The organism is Curvibacter delicatus NBRC 14919 (assembly GCF_001592265.1).
GTDB lineage: Bacteria > Pseudomonadota > Gammaproteobacteria > Burkholderiales > Burkholderiaceae_C > Hylemonella > Hylemonella delicata.
In genome coordinates, this window is record NZ_BCWP01000026.1 from 1 (window position 1) to 16,875 (window position 16,875).

Genomic DNA, 16,875 nt, shown 5'->3' on the forward strand with positions numbered 1-16,875 from the left:
TCTGTTTTTTCATGTCGCGAGCTCCTTAACGCTTGATGGCCGGGGCGATCGATTCAGCGCCCTTGGCGTTGACGCCCATGTAGGTGCCCAAGGCGATGGTGGCATCACTGCCGAACAGCGGGTAGGGGAAACGCTGCTGGCGGTAGCAGTCGTTCAGACGCAATTGCATGCTCCACATCTGGCCGTTGGAAACGCGGTAGGCAGGCCAGGCGGCAAAGCCGGCGCCGTCACCCGGGTTCTTGGTCAGGTTGGGCAGGTCCTGCAGGCGAATGCGCTTGCCGTCTTCGCCGTGGCAGGTGGCACAGGCAAAGTCGTGCGAACCACCGCGCATGAAGAACAGACGCTTGCCCACTTCATACATGGTCTTTTCTGCCACGTGACTGTTGGGAAGGTTGAACTTCATGCCGCGCGATTCGGCGGCAATCCAGGTGGCCAGCGCGGTCACGTTGTTCTGCTCGCCCTTGCCGTACGGCGTCTTGGCGATGTCGGCAGCGTTGAACCCCTGCAGGGTTTCCATGCAGGTCAGCAGGCGAGACTCCAGGTCCTGCACCTTGTTGGTGTCGGCAAAGTAGCGCGGCAATTCGACAAACGCGCCCTTGACCACGCCCGGGCCCTTGCCGAGGTCGCATTGTTCCAATGAAGCGTTTTTGGGGCCGCGTTTTTGCCTCCAGAGGTCTTCCCCCTTGGCCTCAAACAACTCGGCCGGATTGCCGTCTTGCAGCATGGCGCGGTATTCGGCAATACCGTCGGAGGCGGATTTTTGCGCCATTGCGCTACACGCCACGACGACGGTTCCAATGGCCAGAGCCAAACGTTTCATCATTGTCACCTCGACTAGTTATTGGGAAGAAACAGAGAATGGAGAAGGGCCACCCCTCCTCCATCTTTCACGAAACAACCTGCGATCAGGACACCGTGGCTTCGTCGGTACGGCTGTCGCCCTTGTTGTCTTTCCAGTTCACGCTGATCTTGTCACCGGCCTTGGCGCCCTTGACCACGAACTGCAGGAACGGGTTCTTCGATACGGCGGGACCCCATTCGGCGGTCATCACGACCTTGCCATTGAGGGAAGCTGTCACGTCCTGGATGTACCAGGCCGGAACGATCTTGCCAGCCGAATCCTTGCGTTGGCCGGATTCCATTTCGTGGCTCATGAGAACGCGAACAGTGGCCTTGTCGCCAGAAGCTTGGGCGCGAATGCGCATCGGATCTGCCATTTTTAACTCCTAAATCTTTACTGAATCTTGGGAAGGGTTGCTGCCGGATTAACCGCCACAGCCGCCGAGCGTGACCTTGACTTCCTTCTTGGCATAGAAGGCCTTGCCGTCGGCCATGATGGCCACGGCATACACGTCAGAGGACTGGCCCATCTTGGCGCGCGTGGCAAAGCTGGCTTCCACGCTGTCGGTCACGTTGAACATGGCCACCAGGGCAGACGGGTTCTTCTCGACCAGAATCAGGACCTTCTTGGCAGCCAGCGTGGTGCTGGCTGTCAGCGGGACCACGGCACCGTTTTCAGCGATGTCCGGACCACCCACGGTCACGTCCTTGCTTTCCACCGGGGCGGCTGCGCCCAGTGCCTTGGCCACGTCAGCCAGGGACTTGGCTTCAAAAGCCACTTTTTCGTAAGCCAGTGCGTGCTGGGGGAACAGACCGGTGCCGGCCAACAGGCCCGCCACGACGGCGCTTTGCTTGAGTGTCTCGCGACGAGTTTGCATGCGAATCTCCTTGGTTAAGTCCATGCTAATGAAAAAACGTATCTGTTGATATGGGTACTAATGCTTATTTTCCCGCAGCACCGGATGCCAACCATGCGGCGATGGTCTTTGCCTCGGCTTCGCTCAAGGTCTGGGGCGGCATGGGGATCGGCCCCCAGACGCCGGAACCACCCGACTTGATCTTGCCGGCCAGGTAGTCTGCCTTGCCGGCGTGCTTCTTGGCAATGTCCTGGAAACTCGGGCCGACCAGCTTGCTGTTCATGGCATGGCAGGCGGTGCAGCTGTTCTTCTGCAGCAGTGCCTGGGCCGCCTTGTTGTCGGCACCGGCCGCATCGGCCTTGACAACAGGTTTGGCCGGGGCAGCAGGTGCAGCAGCGCCGGGCTTGCCTTCCGGACGTGTCGTATCCACGCCGTGCTGGGCACCGACCATGCGGTTCTGCTCCGCCAGATTGCCGTGGGCATTGCGTGCATAGTCAGGCAGGAACGAGGCCACCTTGGCTTCCGGCACGCAGTCTTTCATGCAAGCCACGTTCTTGGTATCCGGCTTGGCGCCCTTGCCGAATTCCTTACCCGGCCACATGGCGTGGTTGGTCGTCATGCCATTGCGATTCGGCATGCGCTTCTGGACTTCGGCAATGTTCTTGTCGGACAGCACGAAGTCGTCCGGCACGATGCCGCCGAGGTTCAAGAGGAAGGCCGTCACCGCATACACCTCTTCCGTGCTCAGCGACTTGGGCGCCGTCCAGGGCATGGCGCGGTTGATGTAGTCCCACAGCGTGGAAACGGTGGGCACCTTCATCAGTGTGGTGCGTCCCGGGAAGGACGTGTCGGTCAGCTTGGCCACGCGGCCGGTCTTGATGTCCTCGGCCGTGATGCCGCCGACCAGCGGGCTGAACACTTCGCCCGATTCGCCAAAGATGCCGTGGCAATGGGCGCACTTGCCTTCCCACACATCCTGGCCCTTGGCGACACTGCCGGAACCTGCCGGCAGGCCCTTGAAGTCGGGACGCACGTCGATATCCCATGCGGCCACTTCCTTCGGCGTGGCATCGCGGCCGACACCCGGGTACTTGCTGGCGCCCTGTGCGCCTGCCAGGCCAGCAACGGCGAGCAAGGCAGCGGCCAGCACTGCTTTACGAAACCTGAACATTTTTCACCTCACCGCTTTCCTGCACCAGCCAGGACTGGATGGCATTGTTGTGATAGATCGAGCGCGTGCCGCGAACTGCGCGCAATTGCTTGTAGGTGGGCTGCACATAGCCCGTGTCATCCATGGCACGGCTCTGGATGATGGCCGGCTTGCCATCCCAGACCCAGTCCAGGTTGAAACGCGTCAGCGCCTTGTTCTGCACCGGGCCTTCCAGCCGTGCGGTACGCCAGTTGCGGCCTCCGTCGACGGACACGTCGACGCGCTTGACCTTGCCGCGGCCCGACCAGGCCAGGCCGGTGATGTTGTAGAAGCCCTTGTCCAGCAGCACCTGCCCGCCGGACGGCGTGGTCACCACGCTCTTGCACTCCTGGATGCTGGTGTACTGGCGGTGCAGGCCGCTGGGCTGCAGGTCCACATAATGGACGGCCTCGTCCTTGGCGGCGTAGGGCATGTCGCCCACCTCGATGCGGCGCAGGTACTTGACCCAGCTCACACCTTGCACGCCCGGCACGATCAGACGCAGCGGGTAGCCCTGCTCGGGGCGCAGCATCTCGCCGTTCTGGCCATAGGCCACGAACACTTCGCCCGACTTGATCAGTTCCATCGGGATGGTGCGGGTCATGGACGATCCGTCAGCGCCCTCGGCCAGCACGAACTTGCCGTTCTTCAGATCCGCACCGGCCAGCTCCAGCAGCGTGATCAGCGGCACGCCGGTGAACTCGCTGCACGACACCATGCCGTGCGTGTACTGCACGGTCGGCACCGCCACATTGCCCCATTCCACCGCCGTGTTGGCGCCACACTCGATGAAGTGGATGCGCGAGACGGATGGCAGACGCATGATCTCGTCCATGGTGAAGACCTTGTTGGACTTGACCATGCCGTTGATCATCAGACGGTGTTTGGAGGGATCAATGTCCCACCAGCCCTGGTGGTGACGCTCGAAATGCAGGCCGCTGGGTGTGATGATGCCGAACAGCGACTGCAGCGGCGCAAACGACACCGAAGCCTGCGTGGTCTGGGTCAGACCCGGGCTCTGGCGGCGCTGCACATTGGCTTCGAACTTGGAGGGTTTGCCATAACCGCCATCTGCCGCCACGCCCTGTCCCAGACCCTTGCTGTGCTCGGGCAGGTTCAGGATGTTGGGGTCGCCACCTTCGGTCGGCACCGGATTGCCCTGCGCCAGGGCGGCAGGCACTGCAGCGCCGGCTGCCGCAGCAGCAAAGGCGTTGCGGATGAAATCACGGCGGCCATGCTTGGCTTGCGCAAAGACGGTCTTGATCCCGTCCTTGTCCAAAAAATTCTCGGGCGCCTTTCGGATCCTGCCCGAGCTCACATCTTCTTGCATCACACACTCCTTCAATGAGTTGCTATCCATCGCTCATCTCTTCTGCCCGGATCACGCACCGGTTTCACGGCTTCTCGTGACCCACTGTCTGATCAAGGCCAATCTGCGAACAGACCGCCTTGCACACCCGCACCACCGACTCGTCGCCGATGCGGTAATACACCTGCACCCCATGGCGTCGCCTGGCGACGACACCTGCCCGGTACAGCACGTTCAAGTGCTGCGACATATTGGGCTGAGACACCGCGATGTCATGGAGCAATTGAGAGACGTTCTTCTCGCCATCACACAACGCACCGATGATGCGCAGCCGGATCGGCGTTGAAAGAACCCCAAACAGCTCGGCCGCACCGTCAAAGTCCGACATCGACGCTTCCTGGGGAATATCGCCTTTCATTTGCTAAATCATAATATTCACATGTACGAATATAAAGGCTAAACGCAATGCATAACCAAGGGTTTATACCTATCCCGACTTTTTTGATCGGTTGGTTTTACTTTGTGAAATGGTAGTGATCCCGATTCAGTACCGCAGCCATGGCGGACACTTCCTCAGGAAACAACGCCAGATTGAGTTCGGTATTGCATCGTTCCACCATGCTGCGCAAGGAACCGGCAGAATTGATACGGCCAGCCGGTCGGTAGATGGCGCTCCCGTCACCACCCACTTTCTGCTGGTGACAAGCGGCGCACTTGTTTTCCGCGATGAGCTTTTCCCCCAGCTTCAAATCCGCCCCGTGAAACAGGTCGGGCGTTCCGCCGCTCGCGGAAGTGACCACCACCATGAGGAATAAAACCAGTTTTCGCATGTTTTTGAGGTTAGCCAATGCCGAACAACAGCGCAACACATGGAAACCCTCTGCCCACGCTGGGCCACCAGAGAACAATCTGGCACACTTCAGCCAGATCAACCCTGAAGTCGCTATCCCCATGGCAAGCAAGAGCACAGACAACAGCGGTGTCTCGCAAACACCGGCTTCACTTTACCGCGCCGACCACCAGAAAGACGTGGTCAACCGACTACGCCGCATCGAAGGCCAGGTGCGCGGCCTGGTCGAGATGATCCAGGCTGGCCGCTCCTGCGAGGATGTAGCCCTGCAGATGTCAGCTGCACGCAAGGCGATGGACAAGGCCTTCTACCGGATGATGGCCTGCTCCGTCATCGAGGCGATCTCCGATGCCGAGAACGATGCCGAAGCCATTGTCGAGGTCGAACGCTCGACCAAGCTGCTCGAAAAATTCGGCTGAGCAGCGGTCGCATCCACACTGACGGACTGACATCAAATCGGGCTTTCTTCTCGCCGTTGTTGCGCCAACAGCTATTATTTCAATAGCATTGAAAAGTCAGCGATAACGCGGTCAGGACCACAGGCCTCAATCGGCTGCCCCATGTTGTAGCCATAGGGCAAGACCCAGACCGGCACGCCCGCATTGCGCGCAGCGGCCACATCGATCGACGAATCCCCCACGAACAAGGCCCGCTCGGCCGCCACCTGGAACTGCGCCAGGCAGCTGAGGATTCCGGCCGGATCGGGCTTCTTGGTCGGCAGGCTGTCGCCGCTGACGACCTGATCGAACAAGGGCTGCAACGCGTGTGCGGCCAGTACGCGTTGGGTATACCGCGCTTCCTTGTTGGTCACCACGGCCAGGCGCACACCCTGCTGCCGCAGCTGCTGCAGCGTTTCGCGCACCTGCGGGTAGAGCTGGCTGCGCGCGCCGCAGCGCCGCTCGTAGTGAACCGCAAATTCCGCCATCACGTGGGGCAAGGTGTCGCTGGCACGCACGGCCTCGACCGTCATCTGCTGCACAAAAGCCAGCGCCTGGATCAGCAACTCGCGCGTCCCGAGACCAATCCAGCGGTCGACGCTGTCTTGCGCCACTTCGGAATAGCCGAAATGCTTCAGTGTGTCATTGACCGCATCAGCAATCTCAGCGGCGGTTTCGATCAGCGTGCCATCGAGGTCGAACATGACCAGATCGAAGGCTCGAGAGGGGAGCGTACTCATGGATTCAATACAAAAGAAAACAGGACCAGACCGGCAAGGTTACACGGCTGTGGCAAGCAGCCTCGAAGCACTCCGCCGATGCAGCGCGCCGACGGCGCTGAAAAAGCCCGCCTCACCCCACGCCCAGAGCCCGCTTGCGCCGCTCCATCATGCGCCAGACGAAGGGCGTGAAAATCAACTGCATGGCCAGTTCCATCTTGCCGCCTGGCACGACGATGGTGTTGGCACGCGACATGAAGCTGTCGTGAATCATGTTCAGCAGGTACTGGAAGTCGATGCCTTTCGGGCTGGCGAAACGGATCACCACCATGCTCTCGTCGGCCGACGGGATGTCGCGCGCGATGAAGGGGTTGGAGGTGTCCACCATCGGCACACGCTGGAAATTCACATGGGTGTGGGCAAACTGCGGCACGATGTAGTTCACGTAGTCAGGCATGCGGCGCAGGATGGTGTCGGTCACGGCCTCGGTGCTGTAGCCGCGCTGGTGCTGGTCGCGCCAGAGCTTCTGGATCCACTCCAGGTTGATCACCGGCACCACGCCAACCAGCAAATCCGGATGCTGCGCAATGTTGTGCTCCGGCGTGACCAGGGCACCATGCAGGCCCTCGTAGAACAGCATGTCGGTGTCGGGCGGCAGGTCCTCCCAGGCGGTGAACGTACCGGGAGCCTGCTGGTAAGGCGCCGCTTCCTCGTCGTTGTGCAGGTACTTGCGCGCCCGCCCCTGGCCCGATTGGGCATACGTGCGAAACAGGGTTTCCAGCTCGCCGAACAGGTTGTTGTCTGCGCCAAAATGGCTGAAGTGCTTGTTGCCGGCCTGCTCGGCCTCGGCCGCCTTGCGCTTCATTTCCTGGCGGTTGTAGCGGTGAAAGCTGTCGCCCTCGACGATGGCGGCCTTGACGCCTTCGCGACGGAAGATATTGGCGAAGGTACGCGTTACCGTGGACGTGCCGGCACCGGACGAACCGGTGATGGCGATGATGGGGTGGCGTTCAGACACGAAGGTCTCCTGAAACTAAAAATTCTTTGATTGCTGTATGCAGCGCAACGCTGGTACGCCAGCCCCGCGTCGCAGGACACCGCGGAGCCGGCTCCGCCGGGCCGCTGGTGTCGTCCCCCTCGAGGGGGAAGGGCCCGCAGGGCACTCAGGGGGACTTTCTCTCATACCCTGAACAGCCCGCGTTCAGCAAACAGGGGATTATCAAACTCCCTCTTGACCGGCTCGGTGTGGTAACGCTCGATGCGCTCGACCTCGTTCTTGGAACCAAACACCAGGCCGATGCGTTGGTGCAGCGATGTGGGTTGCACCGCCAGCATCGCCTGGCGCCCGGTGCTGGCGCGGCCGCCGGCCTGCTCCATGATGAACCCCACCGGATTGGCCTCGTACAGCAGGCGCAGACGCCCGGGTTTGGCCGGATCCTTGGTATCGCGCGGGTACATGAAGACGCCGCCGCGCATGAGGATGCGGTGCGCCTCGGCGACCATGGACGCGATCCAGCGCATGTTGAAGTCCTTACCCCGGGGACCGGTCCGACCGGCCAGGCATTCGTCTACATAGCGCTTGATGGGTGGTTCCCAGAAGCGGCTGTTGGAAGCGTTGATGGCAAATTCCTGCGTGTCGGCCGGGATCTGCATTTTGGGGTGGGTCAGCATGAACTCGCCCAGGTTCGGGTCGAGCGTGAAGCCGTTGACGCCATTGCCCACGGTCAGCACCAGCATGGTGGTCGGACCGTAAAGCGCATAGCCGGCCGCCACCTGCTGGGTACCCGGCTGCAGGAAGTCGGCCTCGGTCACATCGCGGCCTGAAGCCACCACCGCCTGCGGCGCCCGCAGGATCGAGAAAATGCTGCCGACCGACACATTGACATCGATGTTGCCGGAGCCATCGAGCGGATCGAACACCAGCAGGTACTTGCCACGCGGGTTTGGTGTCGGAATCTGATACGGCAGCGCCAGTTCTTCGGAGGCCATGCCCGCCAGATAACCACCGAGTTCGTTCAGGCGGATGAACACTTCGTTGCTGTGCACATCGAGTTTCTTCTGCATCTCACCCTGCACATGCACGGCACTGCCAAACGCCTCGTCGTGCTCGCCCAGCATGCCCCCCAAGGCGCCAAACGAGACGGCGCGCGCAATCGCCTTGCAGGCCATGGCCACGTCGAGGATCAGCGCATTGAAATCGCCGCGGGCATCAGGAAAGCGGCGACGTTCCTCGATCAGGAATTGCGTCAGGGTGGCGCGTTTGGACAGGGGCATGCTCTGCTTACTCCACGCTCAGCAGCCGCTCGCCGGCCCAGTGGGCGGTGTGCCACAAGGCCAGATCGGCAAACCGGGTCTCGCCCAGGTCCGGCAGCACGTGCAGCGCACGGCTGAAATCATGGTGCTGCGTGTACTGGGTGGGTGTGATGACAGTGGCCAGGCCAGCCAGTGTGGCCGCCTTCAAGCCGTTGCCCGAATCCTCGAAGGCCAGGCAATCACTGGCATCGAGCTTCAGCGCTTCCAGCATCTGCAGATAGACCTGCGGATGCGGCTTCTTGATGGGTGCACTTGACGCATCGCCAATGGCCGAGAAGTTGTGGCGCCAGGCCGGCCCCATGGCCTGGCGCAGCAGAGCCGAAATATTGACCGGCGAGGTGGTGGTGGCAATCGCCAGTTGCAGACCCTGCTCCAGCGCTTCGTCGATCAACGCCAGCACGCCGGGGCGCAAGGCCACTTCCCCGCTGGCAATGGCCGCCTCGTAGTGGGCGGTCTTGAGTTCATGGATGCGGGCAATCGTCTCTTGCACCGCTTCGCCACGGAGCGCCTTGACGCCCGGATTGACCTGCTTCCAGTAGTGCAGGATGCGCTCTTTCCCACCGGAGATCTCGAGCAGCTCGGTGTAGAGCGCCTCATCCCAATGCCAGCCCAGCCCCAGCTCTGCAAAGGCATGGTTGAACGCCGCACAGTGGGCGCTCTCCGTATCGGCAAGGGTGCCATCCACATCAAAAATCAGGGCGCGCAACATAAGCGACTCCTCACAAGGGAATGTACTGAGAGCATCACCATCCATCCGACAGATGCATGATGGCCAGTTCAATGTATTCCCCTTGATACATAATCTCAAATCACATTTGTTAAATTAATCATCAGTCTTATCTGATTCGACCAACCTCATGCGCAATTACACCCTCAAGCAATTGCAGACCTTTATCGAGGTGGCACGCGAAAAATCGGTCTCCAAGGCCGCCGAACGCCTGTTTGTCACACAGCCGGCCGTCTCGATGCAGATTCGCCAATTGGAGGAGGCTTTCGGCCTGTCGTTGATCGAGCCCGTCGGACGCAACATCCAGCTCACCCACGCCGGCCACGAATTCCTGTCGCATGCCATTGCGGCTGTCTCGCGGCTCAAGGACCTGGAAGCCAGCATGGCCGAGCATGTTGGCATGAAAAAAGGCCGCATCGACCTGGCCGTGGTCAGCACCGCCAAGTACTTCGTGCCCATGCTGCTGGTGCGTTTCGCCCAGTTGCTGCCGGGCATCGAGGTCAAACTGCGCATCGACAACCGGGAAAACATCCTGGGCATGCTGTCGCGCAGTGAAATCGACCTGGTCATCATGGGCCGTGCGCCCAACACGCTCGATTGTGAAGCCACCCCCTTTGCCACCAACCCGCTGGGCATCGTCTGCGCCCCCGACCATCCGCTGGCGCGCCGCAAGCGGCTCTCCATCGACACCATCAAGGACTATGGATTCGTGGTGCGCGAGCAAGGCTCGGGCACGCGTGCTGCCATGGAGCGGCTCTTTGCCCAGCATGACCTGCCGCTCAAGGTCGTGATGGAAATGCCCAGCAACGAGACTATCAAGCAGGCGGTGATGGCCGGGATGGGCCTGAGTTTCCTGTCGCTGCGTACTGTGCGTCACGAACTGGCCGGCGGCCATATTGCACTGGTGGACATCGGCGGCATGCCCATCATGGGCAAGTGGTACGTCACCCATCTGACGCAGAAAAAGCTCTCACCGGCAGCCAGATCCTTCAAGGAATTCCTGATCGAGCAAGGCGGTCCCTTGATCGACTCCTGGGCCTGAGCCTTATGCATAAGTAGATTCTGATTTTTTACGGCCGTAAAAATGAATATTACTTATGCCTCCATCTTTCTATAGTCAGCCCCATGACCCGATGGACTGCCCGCCATGGCACCCGCTGGCGGGCAACACAGCTGCACAGGAGAACCCGAGATGGACCAGTCCAAGCGCTACGCCGACCTCAGCCTCAAGGAAGCCGAACTCATCCAGGGTGGCCAGCACATTCTTGCGGCCTACAAGATGAAACCCAAATCGGGCCACGGTTATCTGGAAGCCGCAGCCCACTTTGCGGCTGAATCATCGACCGGGACCAACGTCGAGGTCAGCACCACCGATGACTTCACACGCGGCGTCGATGCGCTGGTCTACCTGATTGACGAGGCGCGCGAGGAAATGCGCATCGCCTATCCACTCGACCTGTTCGACCGCAACATCACCGACGGTCGCATGATGATCGTGTCCTTCCTGACGCTGGCCATCGGCAACAACCAGGGCATGGGCGACATCGAATACGCCAAGATGTACGACTTCCATGTTCCGCGGCGCGCCATCGAGCTGTTCGACGGCCCCGCCAAGGACATCAGCGACCTGTGGCGTCTGCTGGGTCGCCCGGTTAAGGACGGCGGCTACATTGCCGGCACCATCATCAAACCCAAGCTCGGCTTGCGCCCCGAGCCGTTCGCGCAGGCGGCGTATGAGTTCTGGCTCGGCGGCGACTTCATCAAGAACGACGAGCCGCAAGGCAACCAGGTCTTCGCGCCGATGAAGAAGGTCATGCCCTTGCTGTACGACGCCATGAAGCGCGCCATGGATGAAACGGGTGAAGCCAAGATCTTCTCCGCCAACATCACGGCCGATGACCATTTCGAGATGATCGCGCGCGGAGAGTACATCCTGGAGACCTTCGGCCCCGACGCCGACAAGATCGCCTTCCTGGTTGACGGCTACGTCGGCGGCCCAGGCATGGTCACCACCGCACGCCGCTGCTTTGCCAACCAGTACCTGCACTACCACCGCGCCGGCCACGGTGCCGTGACCTCGCCACAGTCCAAGCGCGGCTACACCGCCTATGTGCTGGCCAAGATGAGCCGCCTGCAGGGTGCTTCGGGCATCCACGTCGGCACCATGGGCTACGGCAAGATGGAGGGGGAGAAGGATGACCGCGCCATCGCCTACATCATTGAGCGCGACAGCTACACCGGCCCGGCCTACCATCAGGAGTGGTACGGCATGAAGCCCACCACGCCCATCATCTCGGGCGGCATGAATGCGCTGCGCCTGCCGGGCTTCTTCGAGAACCTGGGCCACGGCAACGTGCTCAACACCGCCGGTGGCGGCGCCTATGGCCATATGGACTCGCCTGCGGCCGGTGCCCGCTCGCTGCGCCAGGCCTACGAATGCTGGAAAAGCGGCGCGGATCCGATCGCCTACGCCCGCGAGCACCATGAATTCGCGCGTGCCTTCGAATCCTTCCCCGGCGACGCCGACAAGCTCTACCCTGGCTGGCGTGAACGGCTCGGTATTCGCCAGTAAGCCCTCCCGGCACGTTCATTGGCATCAAGGTTTGCGGACAGCCCGCGACGCGTCAGGCCGCTTCCTGCAACCGCTCGGGTTCGCGCAGATGGTAGATGCGGCCGAGTTTGTCCAGGGGTTCGATCACTTCCTCGCGTACCAGACGGCTGACTTCGCGGCTCACAGTCTCGAGCTGAAGGTCGAGCATGGCCCCCATGTCATCACGCGCAAACAGCGTGACGGTGCGCCCGTCGGCCGGGCTGCGCATCTTCAGAATGAAATTCGAAACCCGTTGCCGCGCAGTACCGAAATTGAGATCGGCCAACCAGTCATCCGCATCCTTCAATGCCTGCTGCCACTTCTGCATCAGTCGCAGGTGCAGGCGCGGGCTGCTGGCGCCCAGGGTATGGATCACTTCCAGCGGAATGCGGCACACTGAAACGTCGGTCAGCGCCACGGCTTCGCTGTCGTATTGGGAGCCGCCCAGTGCCTCCAGGCCGGCGACATCCCCGGGACGCAACACACGCACAATGCGCTGGCGACCATCGGCCGTCACGCGCACCAGCTTGATCATGCCGGTGCGCAAGGTGAAGATGCCGGCGGCGCGGTTACCTTCGGCATAGAGGGTCGCCCCCTGACGGAATTCCAGGTCGTCGATCGGCGCGTGGATCATGCCGAAATCCTGCTCGTTGAGGTCGGCGAACAGCACCATGTCACGGATGCCGCAATTGCGGCAATCCGAGGTGCCGCGCCAGGCGGAGTCTGTCTTGATCGGAATCATGTTGGCTCGAAACGGAACGCGTCTGGCGTCATACCCCCAAGTGTATAGTGAGCCGTTCAACGCCGTGCGGCGCTCGGTCTTTACCACTCATCATCCTTCCGGCAAACCCGCTTCCCGGTTCCAACCCATCACGCCTGCCGCGCAAACGCTAATATCGGTGCCATGAATCCTCAGCGCAGACTCCTGCTCGCCACCGCCACACAACTCTCAGCTGCGGCCACCCTGTTCCAGGCCGGCACCGCACTGGCCCAGGCTGGCGGCGCCTCTCTCCCGTCCAGTGCGGCCACGGAAGCCAAAGCGCCCCCTCTGCCAGCACCGGGCACCCTGCTGCCTCTGCCCGAGGTCCCGCTGCTGGACGGCACCGTCTTTCGCCCAGACCAGGCCGAAGGCCAGGTGCTGGTGATCTACTGGTGGGCCAGCACCTGCCCGTTTTGCGCCCAGCAAAGTCCTGAAATACAGAAACTCTGGCTCAGCCAGCGCGACAAAGGCCCTCGCCGTCTGCAACTGCTGACGCTGTCGATCGACCGCACGCGCGAGGAGGCACTGGCTTATCTGCAGAAAAAGGGCTATACCTTCCCGACCGGCTTCGTGACACCGGCCATCCAGCGCGTGCTACCGAAACCCAAAGGCCTGCCCATCACCCTGGTGCGCGGCCGCGATGGCAAACTGCTGCAGTCTGAAAAGGGACAGATGTTCCCGGAAGACGTGGAACTTCTGACACGCTGGGTATAAGAACAAACGCCGAAGAGGAGACTGTATGGGTGCTTCACTGGACGGCAAGCTTGTCGTCGCCATTTCATCGCGCGCCCTGTTCGACTTCGAGGAAGAGAACAAGGTGTTCGAACAGGGCAACGGTCCCCACAAGGACCGTGCCTACATGAAACTGCAGCTCGACAAACTGGAAGAACCCGCCAAGCCAGGCGTGGCTTTTTCCATGGTGCGCAAGCTGCTGGCCTTCAACGACGCCAGCACGCAGCGCGTGGAAGTGGTCATCCTCTCGCGCAACGACCCGGTCTCGGGCATGCGCGTCTTTCGCTCGGCCCAGCATTACGGCCTGCCGATCGAGCGCGGCAGCTTCACGCGCGGCCAGTCCCCCTGGCGCTACCTCAAGCCGCTGCACGCCAACCTGTTCCTCTCCACCCACCTGAGCGATGTGCGCGCCGCACTCGATGCCGGCGTACCGGCGGCACAGGTCTACCCGCAATCCGCGCTCGCCAGCGACGCGCATCCGCACGAAGTTCGGATTGCCTTCGACGGCGATGCGGTGCTCTTCAGTGATGAGGCCGAGCGCGTATTCCAGGCCCAGGGGCTGAGCGCCTTCCAGAAGCATGAACGCGACAAGGCGCTGCAGCCGCTGTCGGCCGGCCCCTTCAAGCCCCTGCTGGCCGCGCTGCACCGGCTGCAACAGGAAGGCACGCCCAACATGCGCATCCGCACTGCCCTGGTCACCGCGCGCAGCGCACCGGCACACGAGCGCGCCATCCGCACGCTGATGGAATGGAACATCGAGATCGATGAAGCCATGTTCCTCGGCGGCCTGCCCAAGGGCGAATTCCTGCGCGAGTTCGAACCCGACTTCTTCTTTGACGACCAGACTGGCCACATCGAGTCTGCGTCGCAACATGTGCCTTCAGGCCACGTCGCCAGTGGCGTCGCCAACGCCTGACCCGCCCAAGAGATCATCATGTCACTGACCAGCAAACTGGCCGACTTCAAAGCTTTCATCCGCAACGCCTGGGCCCTGGCCGTGCCCTACTTCCAGTCGGAAGAGAAATGGAAGGCACGCGGCCTGCTCGCCGCCATCATTGCGCTCAACCTCGGCTTCGTCTACACCCTGGTGCTGTTCAACGAGTGGAACCGCTTCTTCTACGACGCACTGCAGGATAAGAACTACCCGGTCTTCCTGGAACAACTGCTGCGCTACACGGTGCTGGCTTTCATCTACATCGTCATCGCGGTCTACCGTTTCTACCTGACCCAGCAGCTGGAAATGCGTTGGCGCGCCTGGATGACGCGCCACTATCTGCAACGCTGGCTGGACAACCAGGTCTATTACCACCTGGAGCTCACACGCTACGCTGCGCTGGCAGCCGACCAGTCGCCCGACAACCCGGACCAGCGCATCCAGGAAGACCTGAAGCTGTTCACCACCAGCACCGTCGGCTTGAGCATGGGCCTGCTCAACGCACTGGTCACGCTGCTGAGCTTTGTCGGCATCCTCTGGTCACTCAGCGGTGCTTTCAGCTTTTCGTTCAACGGCACTGAATTCGTCATTCCCGGCTTCATGCTGTGGGTGGCAATCCTCTACTGCATTGCCGGCAGCGTGATCACCCACTACGTCGGACGCCCCCTGATCTCGCTGAACTACCAGCAACAACGGCGCGAAGCCGATTTCCGCCACAACCTGGTCCGCGTGCGTGAATACAGCGAAGCCATTGCGCTGGATCGCGGCGAGAAGGTCGAGCTGAAACAGCTTGACCTGCGCTTCAGCCATGTACTGGCCAACTACCTGCAACTGATCGACGCGCAAAAGCGTCTGACCATGTTCACCGCCACCTTCGGCCAGGCCTCGACCGTGTTCCCCTTCATCGTGGCGGCACCGCGTTTTTTCAGCGGCGCCATCCAGCTCGGCACCATGATGCAGATCGCTTCTGCTTTCGGCCGCGTGCAGGATTCGCTCTCCTGGTTCATCGACAACTATGACAGTCTGGCCAGCTGGCGTGCCACCACCGATCGCCTGACCCATTTCGAGGCGGCCATCCAGGTTGCCAACCAGAAAGCCGACCTGCAACTCCAACGCACCGGCGCCACGAACAGTTCAGGCGTGACGGCCAGCGACCTGTCGCTCGACCTGCCCACCGGCAGCCGCCTGCTGGCGCATACGCAGCTGAATGCCCAGCCGGGCGACAGCGTGCTGCTCAGCGGCCCCTCCGGCAGCGGCAAGTCCACCCTGTTCCGCGCCCTGGCCGGCATCTGGCCGCTGGCCTCGGGCAAGGTGATGCTGCCGGAATCGAGCATGTTCATTCCGCAACACCCCTACTTTCCGAATGCACGTCTGCGCGATGCGCTGGCCTACCCGGAACCCGCCGAGAGCTACGACGAGGAAACCCTCAAGCAGGCCTTGCGTGATGCGCTGTTGCCACACCTGGTGGACCAGCTTGATGTGGTGGATGCCTGGGGCCAGAAACTCTCGGGCGGAGAGCAGCAGCGCCTGGCACTGGCACGTGTATTCCTCAAGAAACCGTCCTGGATCTTCGCCGACGAAGCCACCAGCGCGCTGGATGAAGAAGCAGAAAAAGCCTTGTACAAACGGCTGCTGGACCTTGTCAAAGAAGGGAAAGGCGCTCTCATTTCGATAGCACACCGGCACACGGTGGCGACCTACCACAGTCGCACCTGGCAACTGGAAAAGCGCATCGACGAGGACGTGGCGCTGTTTCAGCTGAGACAGACATAACTCCCCCAGGCTTCGCTCCCTTCGTTTGCTACGCCACCCCCCTCAAGAGGGGGCAACGCCAGTGGCCCGGCCAAGCCGGTTCCACGGCGTTCCGGGGTCTGATGCCTTCTATCGCCAGGGCTCTGGCGCTAATTCGGCACTTCGGCTTTGTAACGCTCCCAGCCGCGCGCGCGCAGTTCGCAGGCCGGGCAACTGCCGCAGCCATACCCCCAGGCATGGCGGTGCGCGCGGTCGCCCAGGTAGCAGGTGTGGGTGTGCTCGATGATCAAGTCCACCAACGCGGAACCGCCCAGCGATTCAGCCAGACGCCAGGTCTCGGCCTTGTCGATCCACATCAGCGGTGTTTCGATCAGGAAGCGTTTGTCCATGCCCAGCGACAGCGCCAGCTGCATCGCCTTCATGGTGTCGTCGCGGCAATCCGGATAGCCGGAAAAATCGGTCTCGCACACGCCGGTGACGATCACCTCCAGCCCGCGGCGGTAGGCCACCGCGGCGGCCAGCGTCAGGAACAGCAGGTTGCGGCCCGGCACAAACGTATTGGGCAGGCCACTGACCTCCATCTTGAAGGCGGTTTCGCGCGTCAGCGAGGTTTCGCTCACATGCCCAAGCACTTCCAGGTCGAGCAGGTGGTCCTCGCCCAGCTTGCCCGCCCATTGCGGAAACTGGCGGCGGATCTCGCTCAACACCTTGATGCGTGATTCGAGCTCAATGTGGTGGCGCTGGCGGTAATCGAAGGCAATGGTTTCGACGCGTTCATACGCCTTGAGGGCATGCGCCAGGCACGTGGTGGAATCCTGTCCACCAGAAAACAAAACGAGGGCGGTCTTATGCATACCCAATGTTAG

19 protein-coding genes are annotated in these 16,875 nt (G+C 61.6%); 6 read left to right on the top strand and 13 right to left on the bottom strand.

All coding sequences use genetic code 11. From position 1 onward, the window contains the following. Nucleotides 1–25: 25 nt before the first annotated feature. From soxA to CDE01S_RS12575, 7 genes are all read right to left on the bottom strand, one after another. Nucleotides 26–820, bottom strand: a complete 795-nt coding sequence (gene soxA, locus CDE01S_RS12545) for a sulfur oxidation c-type cytochrome SoxA (protein WP_066708120.1) — start codon at nt 818–820, stop codon at nt 26–28. A gap of 85 nt (nt 821–905) precedes the next feature. Next, nucleotides 906–1,217 carry a thiosulfate oxidation carrier complex protein SoxZ gene (gene soxZ, locus CDE01S_RS12550; RefSeq protein ID WP_084382868.1) on the bottom strand — a complete coding sequence of 104 codons (312 nt, stop codon included), beginning with the start codon at nt 1,215–1,217 and terminating at the stop codon, nt 906–908. A 48-nt stretch (nt 1,218–1,265) separates the two neighbouring features. Further along, entirely contained in the window at nt 1,266–1,718 is a 453-nt protein-coding gene (soxY, locus tag CDE01S_RS12555) for a thiosulfate oxidation carrier protein SoxY (protein WP_066707986.1), read from the bottom strand. 64 nt (nt 1,719–1,782) lie between these two features. Then, complete coding sequence (locus CDE01S_RS12560) at nt 1,783–2,868, bottom strand: c-type cytochrome (RefSeq protein WP_066707989.1); 1,086 nt, start codon at nt 2,866–2,868, stop codon at nt 1,783–1,785. Continuing rightward, a complete protein-coding gene (gene soxC, locus CDE01S_RS12565) occupies nt 2,852–4,216 on the bottom strand; it encodes a sulfite dehydrogenase (RefSeq protein WP_066707991.1) in 1,365 nt (454 codons plus the stop codon). Before soxC ends, CDE01S_RS12560 begins: the two co-directional genes overlap by 17 nt. A gap of 64 nt (nt 4,217–4,280) precedes the next feature. Next, complete coding sequence (locus tag CDE01S_RS12570; RefSeq protein WP_066707993.1) at nt 4,281–4,613, bottom strand: ArsR/SmtB family transcription factor; 333 nt, start codon at nt 4,611–4,613, stop codon at nt 4,281–4,283. A 97-nt stretch (nt 4,614–4,710) separates the two neighbouring features. Further along, nucleotides 4,711–5,025, bottom strand: a complete 315-nt coding sequence (locus CDE01S_RS12575; protein ID WP_066707995.1) for a hypothetical protein — start codon at nt 5,023–5,025, stop codon at nt 4,711–4,713. Nucleotides 5,026–5,146: 121 nt separating this feature from the next. On the opposite strand from CDE01S_RS12575, the gene CDE01S_RS12580 reads away from it, so the two are divergent. Continuing rightward, nucleotides 5,147–5,464, top strand: coding sequence for a metal-sensitive transcriptional regulator (locus CDE01S_RS12580; RefSeq protein WP_066707997.1), 318 nt, complete (start codon nt 5,147–5,149; stop codon nt 5,462–5,464). Between the two features lie 74 nt (nt 5,465–5,538). Here CDE01S_RS12580 and CDE01S_RS12585 read toward each other — a convergent pair whose 3' ends face one another. The 4 genes from CDE01S_RS12585 to CDE01S_RS12600 form a co-directional block, all read right to left on the bottom strand. Then, a complete protein-coding gene (locus CDE01S_RS12585) occupies nt 5,539–6,222 on the bottom strand; it encodes an HAD-IIIA family hydrolase (protein WP_066708005.1) in 684 nt (227 codons plus the stop codon). A 112-nt stretch (nt 6,223–6,334) separates the two neighbouring features. Next, a complete protein-coding gene (locus CDE01S_RS12590) occupies nt 6,335–7,219 on the bottom strand; it encodes a phosphoribulokinase (RefSeq protein WP_066708008.1) in 885 nt (294 codons plus the stop codon). Nucleotides 7,220–7,380: 161 nt separating this feature from the next. Then, nucleotides 7,381–8,475: a class 1 fructose-bisphosphatase gene (locus CDE01S_RS12595; protein ID WP_066708011.1), complete on the bottom strand. Its 1,095-nt coding sequence runs from the start codon at nt 8,473–8,475 to the stop codon at nt 7,381–7,383. 7 nt (nt 8,476–8,482) lie between these two features. Further along, nucleotides 8,483–9,223, bottom strand: coding sequence for an HAD-IA family hydrolase (locus tag CDE01S_RS12600; protein WP_066708014.1), 741 nt, complete (start codon nt 9,221–9,223; stop codon nt 8,483–8,485). 148 nt (nt 9,224–9,371) lie between these two features. Between CDE01S_RS12600 and CDE01S_RS12605 the strand changes: the two genes are divergently transcribed. Then, a complete protein-coding gene (locus CDE01S_RS12605; protein ID WP_066708016.1) occupies nt 9,372–10,283 on the top strand; it encodes a LysR family transcriptional regulator in 912 nt (303 codons plus the stop codon). A 150-nt stretch (nt 10,284–10,433) separates the two neighbouring features. After that, nucleotides 10,434–11,813, top strand: coding sequence for a ribulose-bisphosphate carboxylase (locus CDE01S_RS12610; RefSeq protein WP_066708018.1), 1,380 nt, complete (start codon nt 10,434–10,436; stop codon nt 11,811–11,813). A gap of 52 nt (nt 11,814–11,865) precedes the next feature. On the opposite strand, the gene CDE01S_RS12615 is transcribed toward CDE01S_RS12610, so the two are convergent. Further along, the gene (locus CDE01S_RS12615; protein ID WP_066708020.1) at nt 11,866–12,573 is read right to left on the bottom strand and encodes a Crp/Fnr family transcriptional regulator; all 708 of its coding nucleotides are present in this window, start codon (nt 12,571–12,573) and stop codon (nt 11,866–11,868) included. Between the two features lie 162 nt (nt 12,574–12,735). On the opposite strand from CDE01S_RS12615, the gene CDE01S_RS12620 reads away from it, so the two are divergent. The 3 genes from CDE01S_RS12620 to CDE01S_RS12630 are packed head-to-tail and all read left to right on the top strand — an operon-like array spanning nt 12,736 to nt 16,030. Then, nucleotides 12,736–13,305, top strand: coding sequence for a TlpA disulfide reductase family protein (locus CDE01S_RS12620; protein ID WP_084382870.1), 570 nt, complete (start codon nt 12,736–12,738; stop codon nt 13,303–13,305). A gap of 25 nt (nt 13,306–13,330) precedes the next feature. Further along, complete coding sequence (locus tag CDE01S_RS12625) at nt 13,331–14,239, top strand: 5'-nucleotidase (RefSeq protein ID WP_066708023.1); 909 nt, start codon at nt 13,331–13,333, stop codon at nt 14,237–14,239. An 18-nt stretch (nt 14,240–14,257) separates the two neighbouring features. Continuing rightward, nucleotides 14,258–16,030, top strand: coding sequence for an ABC transporter ATP-binding protein/permease (locus CDE01S_RS12630; protein ID WP_066708025.1), 1,773 nt, complete (start codon nt 14,258–14,260; stop codon nt 16,028–16,030). Nucleotides 16,031–16,158: 128 nt separating this feature from the next. Here CDE01S_RS12630 and queC read toward each other — a convergent pair whose 3' ends face one another. Beyond that, on the bottom strand, nt 16,159–16,863 hold the full coding sequence (gene queC / locus CDE01S_RS12635) for a 7-cyano-7-deazaguanine synthase QueC (protein ID WP_066708028.1): 705 nt from the start codon (nt 16,861–16,863) through the stop codon (nt 16,159–16,161). Between the last annotated feature and the right edge of the window lie 12 nt (nt 16,864–16,875).

What these genes read in the sequence shown, in the direction of transcription:
- soxA (WP_066708120.1), bottom strand. Translation starts at nt 820, where the DNA reads ATGAAACGTTTGGCTCTGGCCATTGGAACCGTCGTCGTGGCGTGTAGC.
- soxZ (WP_084382868.1), bottom strand. Translation starts at nt 1,217, where the DNA reads ATGGCAGATCCGATGCGCATTCGCGCCCAAGCTTCTGGCGACAAGGCC.
- CDE01S_RS12625 (WP_066708023.1), top strand. Translation starts at nt 13,331, where the DNA reads ATGGGTGCTTCACTGGACGGCAAGCTTGTCGTCGCCATTTCATCGCGC.
- CDE01S_RS12580 (WP_066707997.1), top strand. Translation starts at nt 5,147, where the DNA reads ATGGCAAGCAAGAGCACAGACAACAGCGGTGTCTCGCAAACACCGGCT.
- soxY (WP_066707986.1), bottom strand. Translation starts at nt 1,718, where the DNA reads ATGCAAACTCGTCGCGAGACACTCAAGCAAAGCGCCGTCGTGGCGGGC.
- CDE01S_RS12575 (WP_066707995.1), bottom strand. Translation starts at nt 5,025, where the DNA reads ATGCGAAAACTGGTTTTATTCCTCATGGTGGTGGTCACTTCCGCGAGC.
- CDE01S_RS12560 (WP_066707989.1), bottom strand. Translation starts at nt 2,868, where the DNA reads ATGTTCAGGTTTCGTAAAGCAGTGCTGGCCGCTGCCTTGCTCGCCGTT.
- soxC (WP_066707991.1), bottom strand. Translation starts at nt 4,216, where the DNA reads ATGCAAGAAGATGTGAGCTCGGGCAGGATCCGAAAGGCGCCCGAGAAT.
- CDE01S_RS12630 (WP_066708025.1), top strand. Translation starts at nt 14,258, where the DNA reads ATGTCACTGACCAGCAAACTGGCCGACTTCAAAGCTTTCATCCGCAAC.
- CDE01S_RS12595 (WP_066708011.1), bottom strand. Translation starts at nt 8,475, where the DNA reads ATGCCCCTGTCCAAACGCGCCACCCTGACGCAATTCCTGATCGAGGAA.
- CDE01S_RS12615 (WP_066708020.1), bottom strand. Translation starts at nt 12,573, where the DNA reads ATGATTCCGATCAAGACAGACTCCGCCTGGCGCGGCACCTCGGATTGC.
- CDE01S_RS12600 (WP_066708014.1), bottom strand. Translation starts at nt 9,223, where the DNA reads ATGTTGCGCGCCCTGATTTTTGATGTGGATGGCACCCTTGCCGATACG.
- CDE01S_RS12620 (WP_084382870.1), top strand. Translation starts at nt 12,736, where the DNA reads ATGAATCCTCAGCGCAGACTCCTGCTCGCCACCGCCACACAACTCTCA.
- CDE01S_RS12605 (WP_066708016.1), top strand. Translation starts at nt 9,372, where the DNA reads ATGCGCAATTACACCCTCAAGCAATTGCAGACCTTTATCGAGGTGGCA.
- CDE01S_RS12570 (WP_066707993.1), bottom strand. Translation starts at nt 4,613, where the DNA reads ATGAAAGGCGATATTCCCCAGGAAGCGTCGATGTCGGACTTTGACGGT.
- queC (WP_066708028.1), bottom strand. Translation starts at nt 16,863, where the DNA reads ATGCATAAGACCGCCCTCGTTTTGTTTTCTGGTGGACAGGATTCCACC.
- CDE01S_RS12610 (WP_066708018.1), top strand. Translation starts at nt 10,434, where the DNA reads ATGGACCAGTCCAAGCGCTACGCCGACCTCAGCCTCAAGGAAGCCGAA.
- CDE01S_RS12585 (WP_066708005.1), bottom strand. Translation starts at nt 6,222, where the DNA reads ATGAGTACGCTCCCCTCTCGAGCCTTCGATCTGGTCATGTTCGACCTC.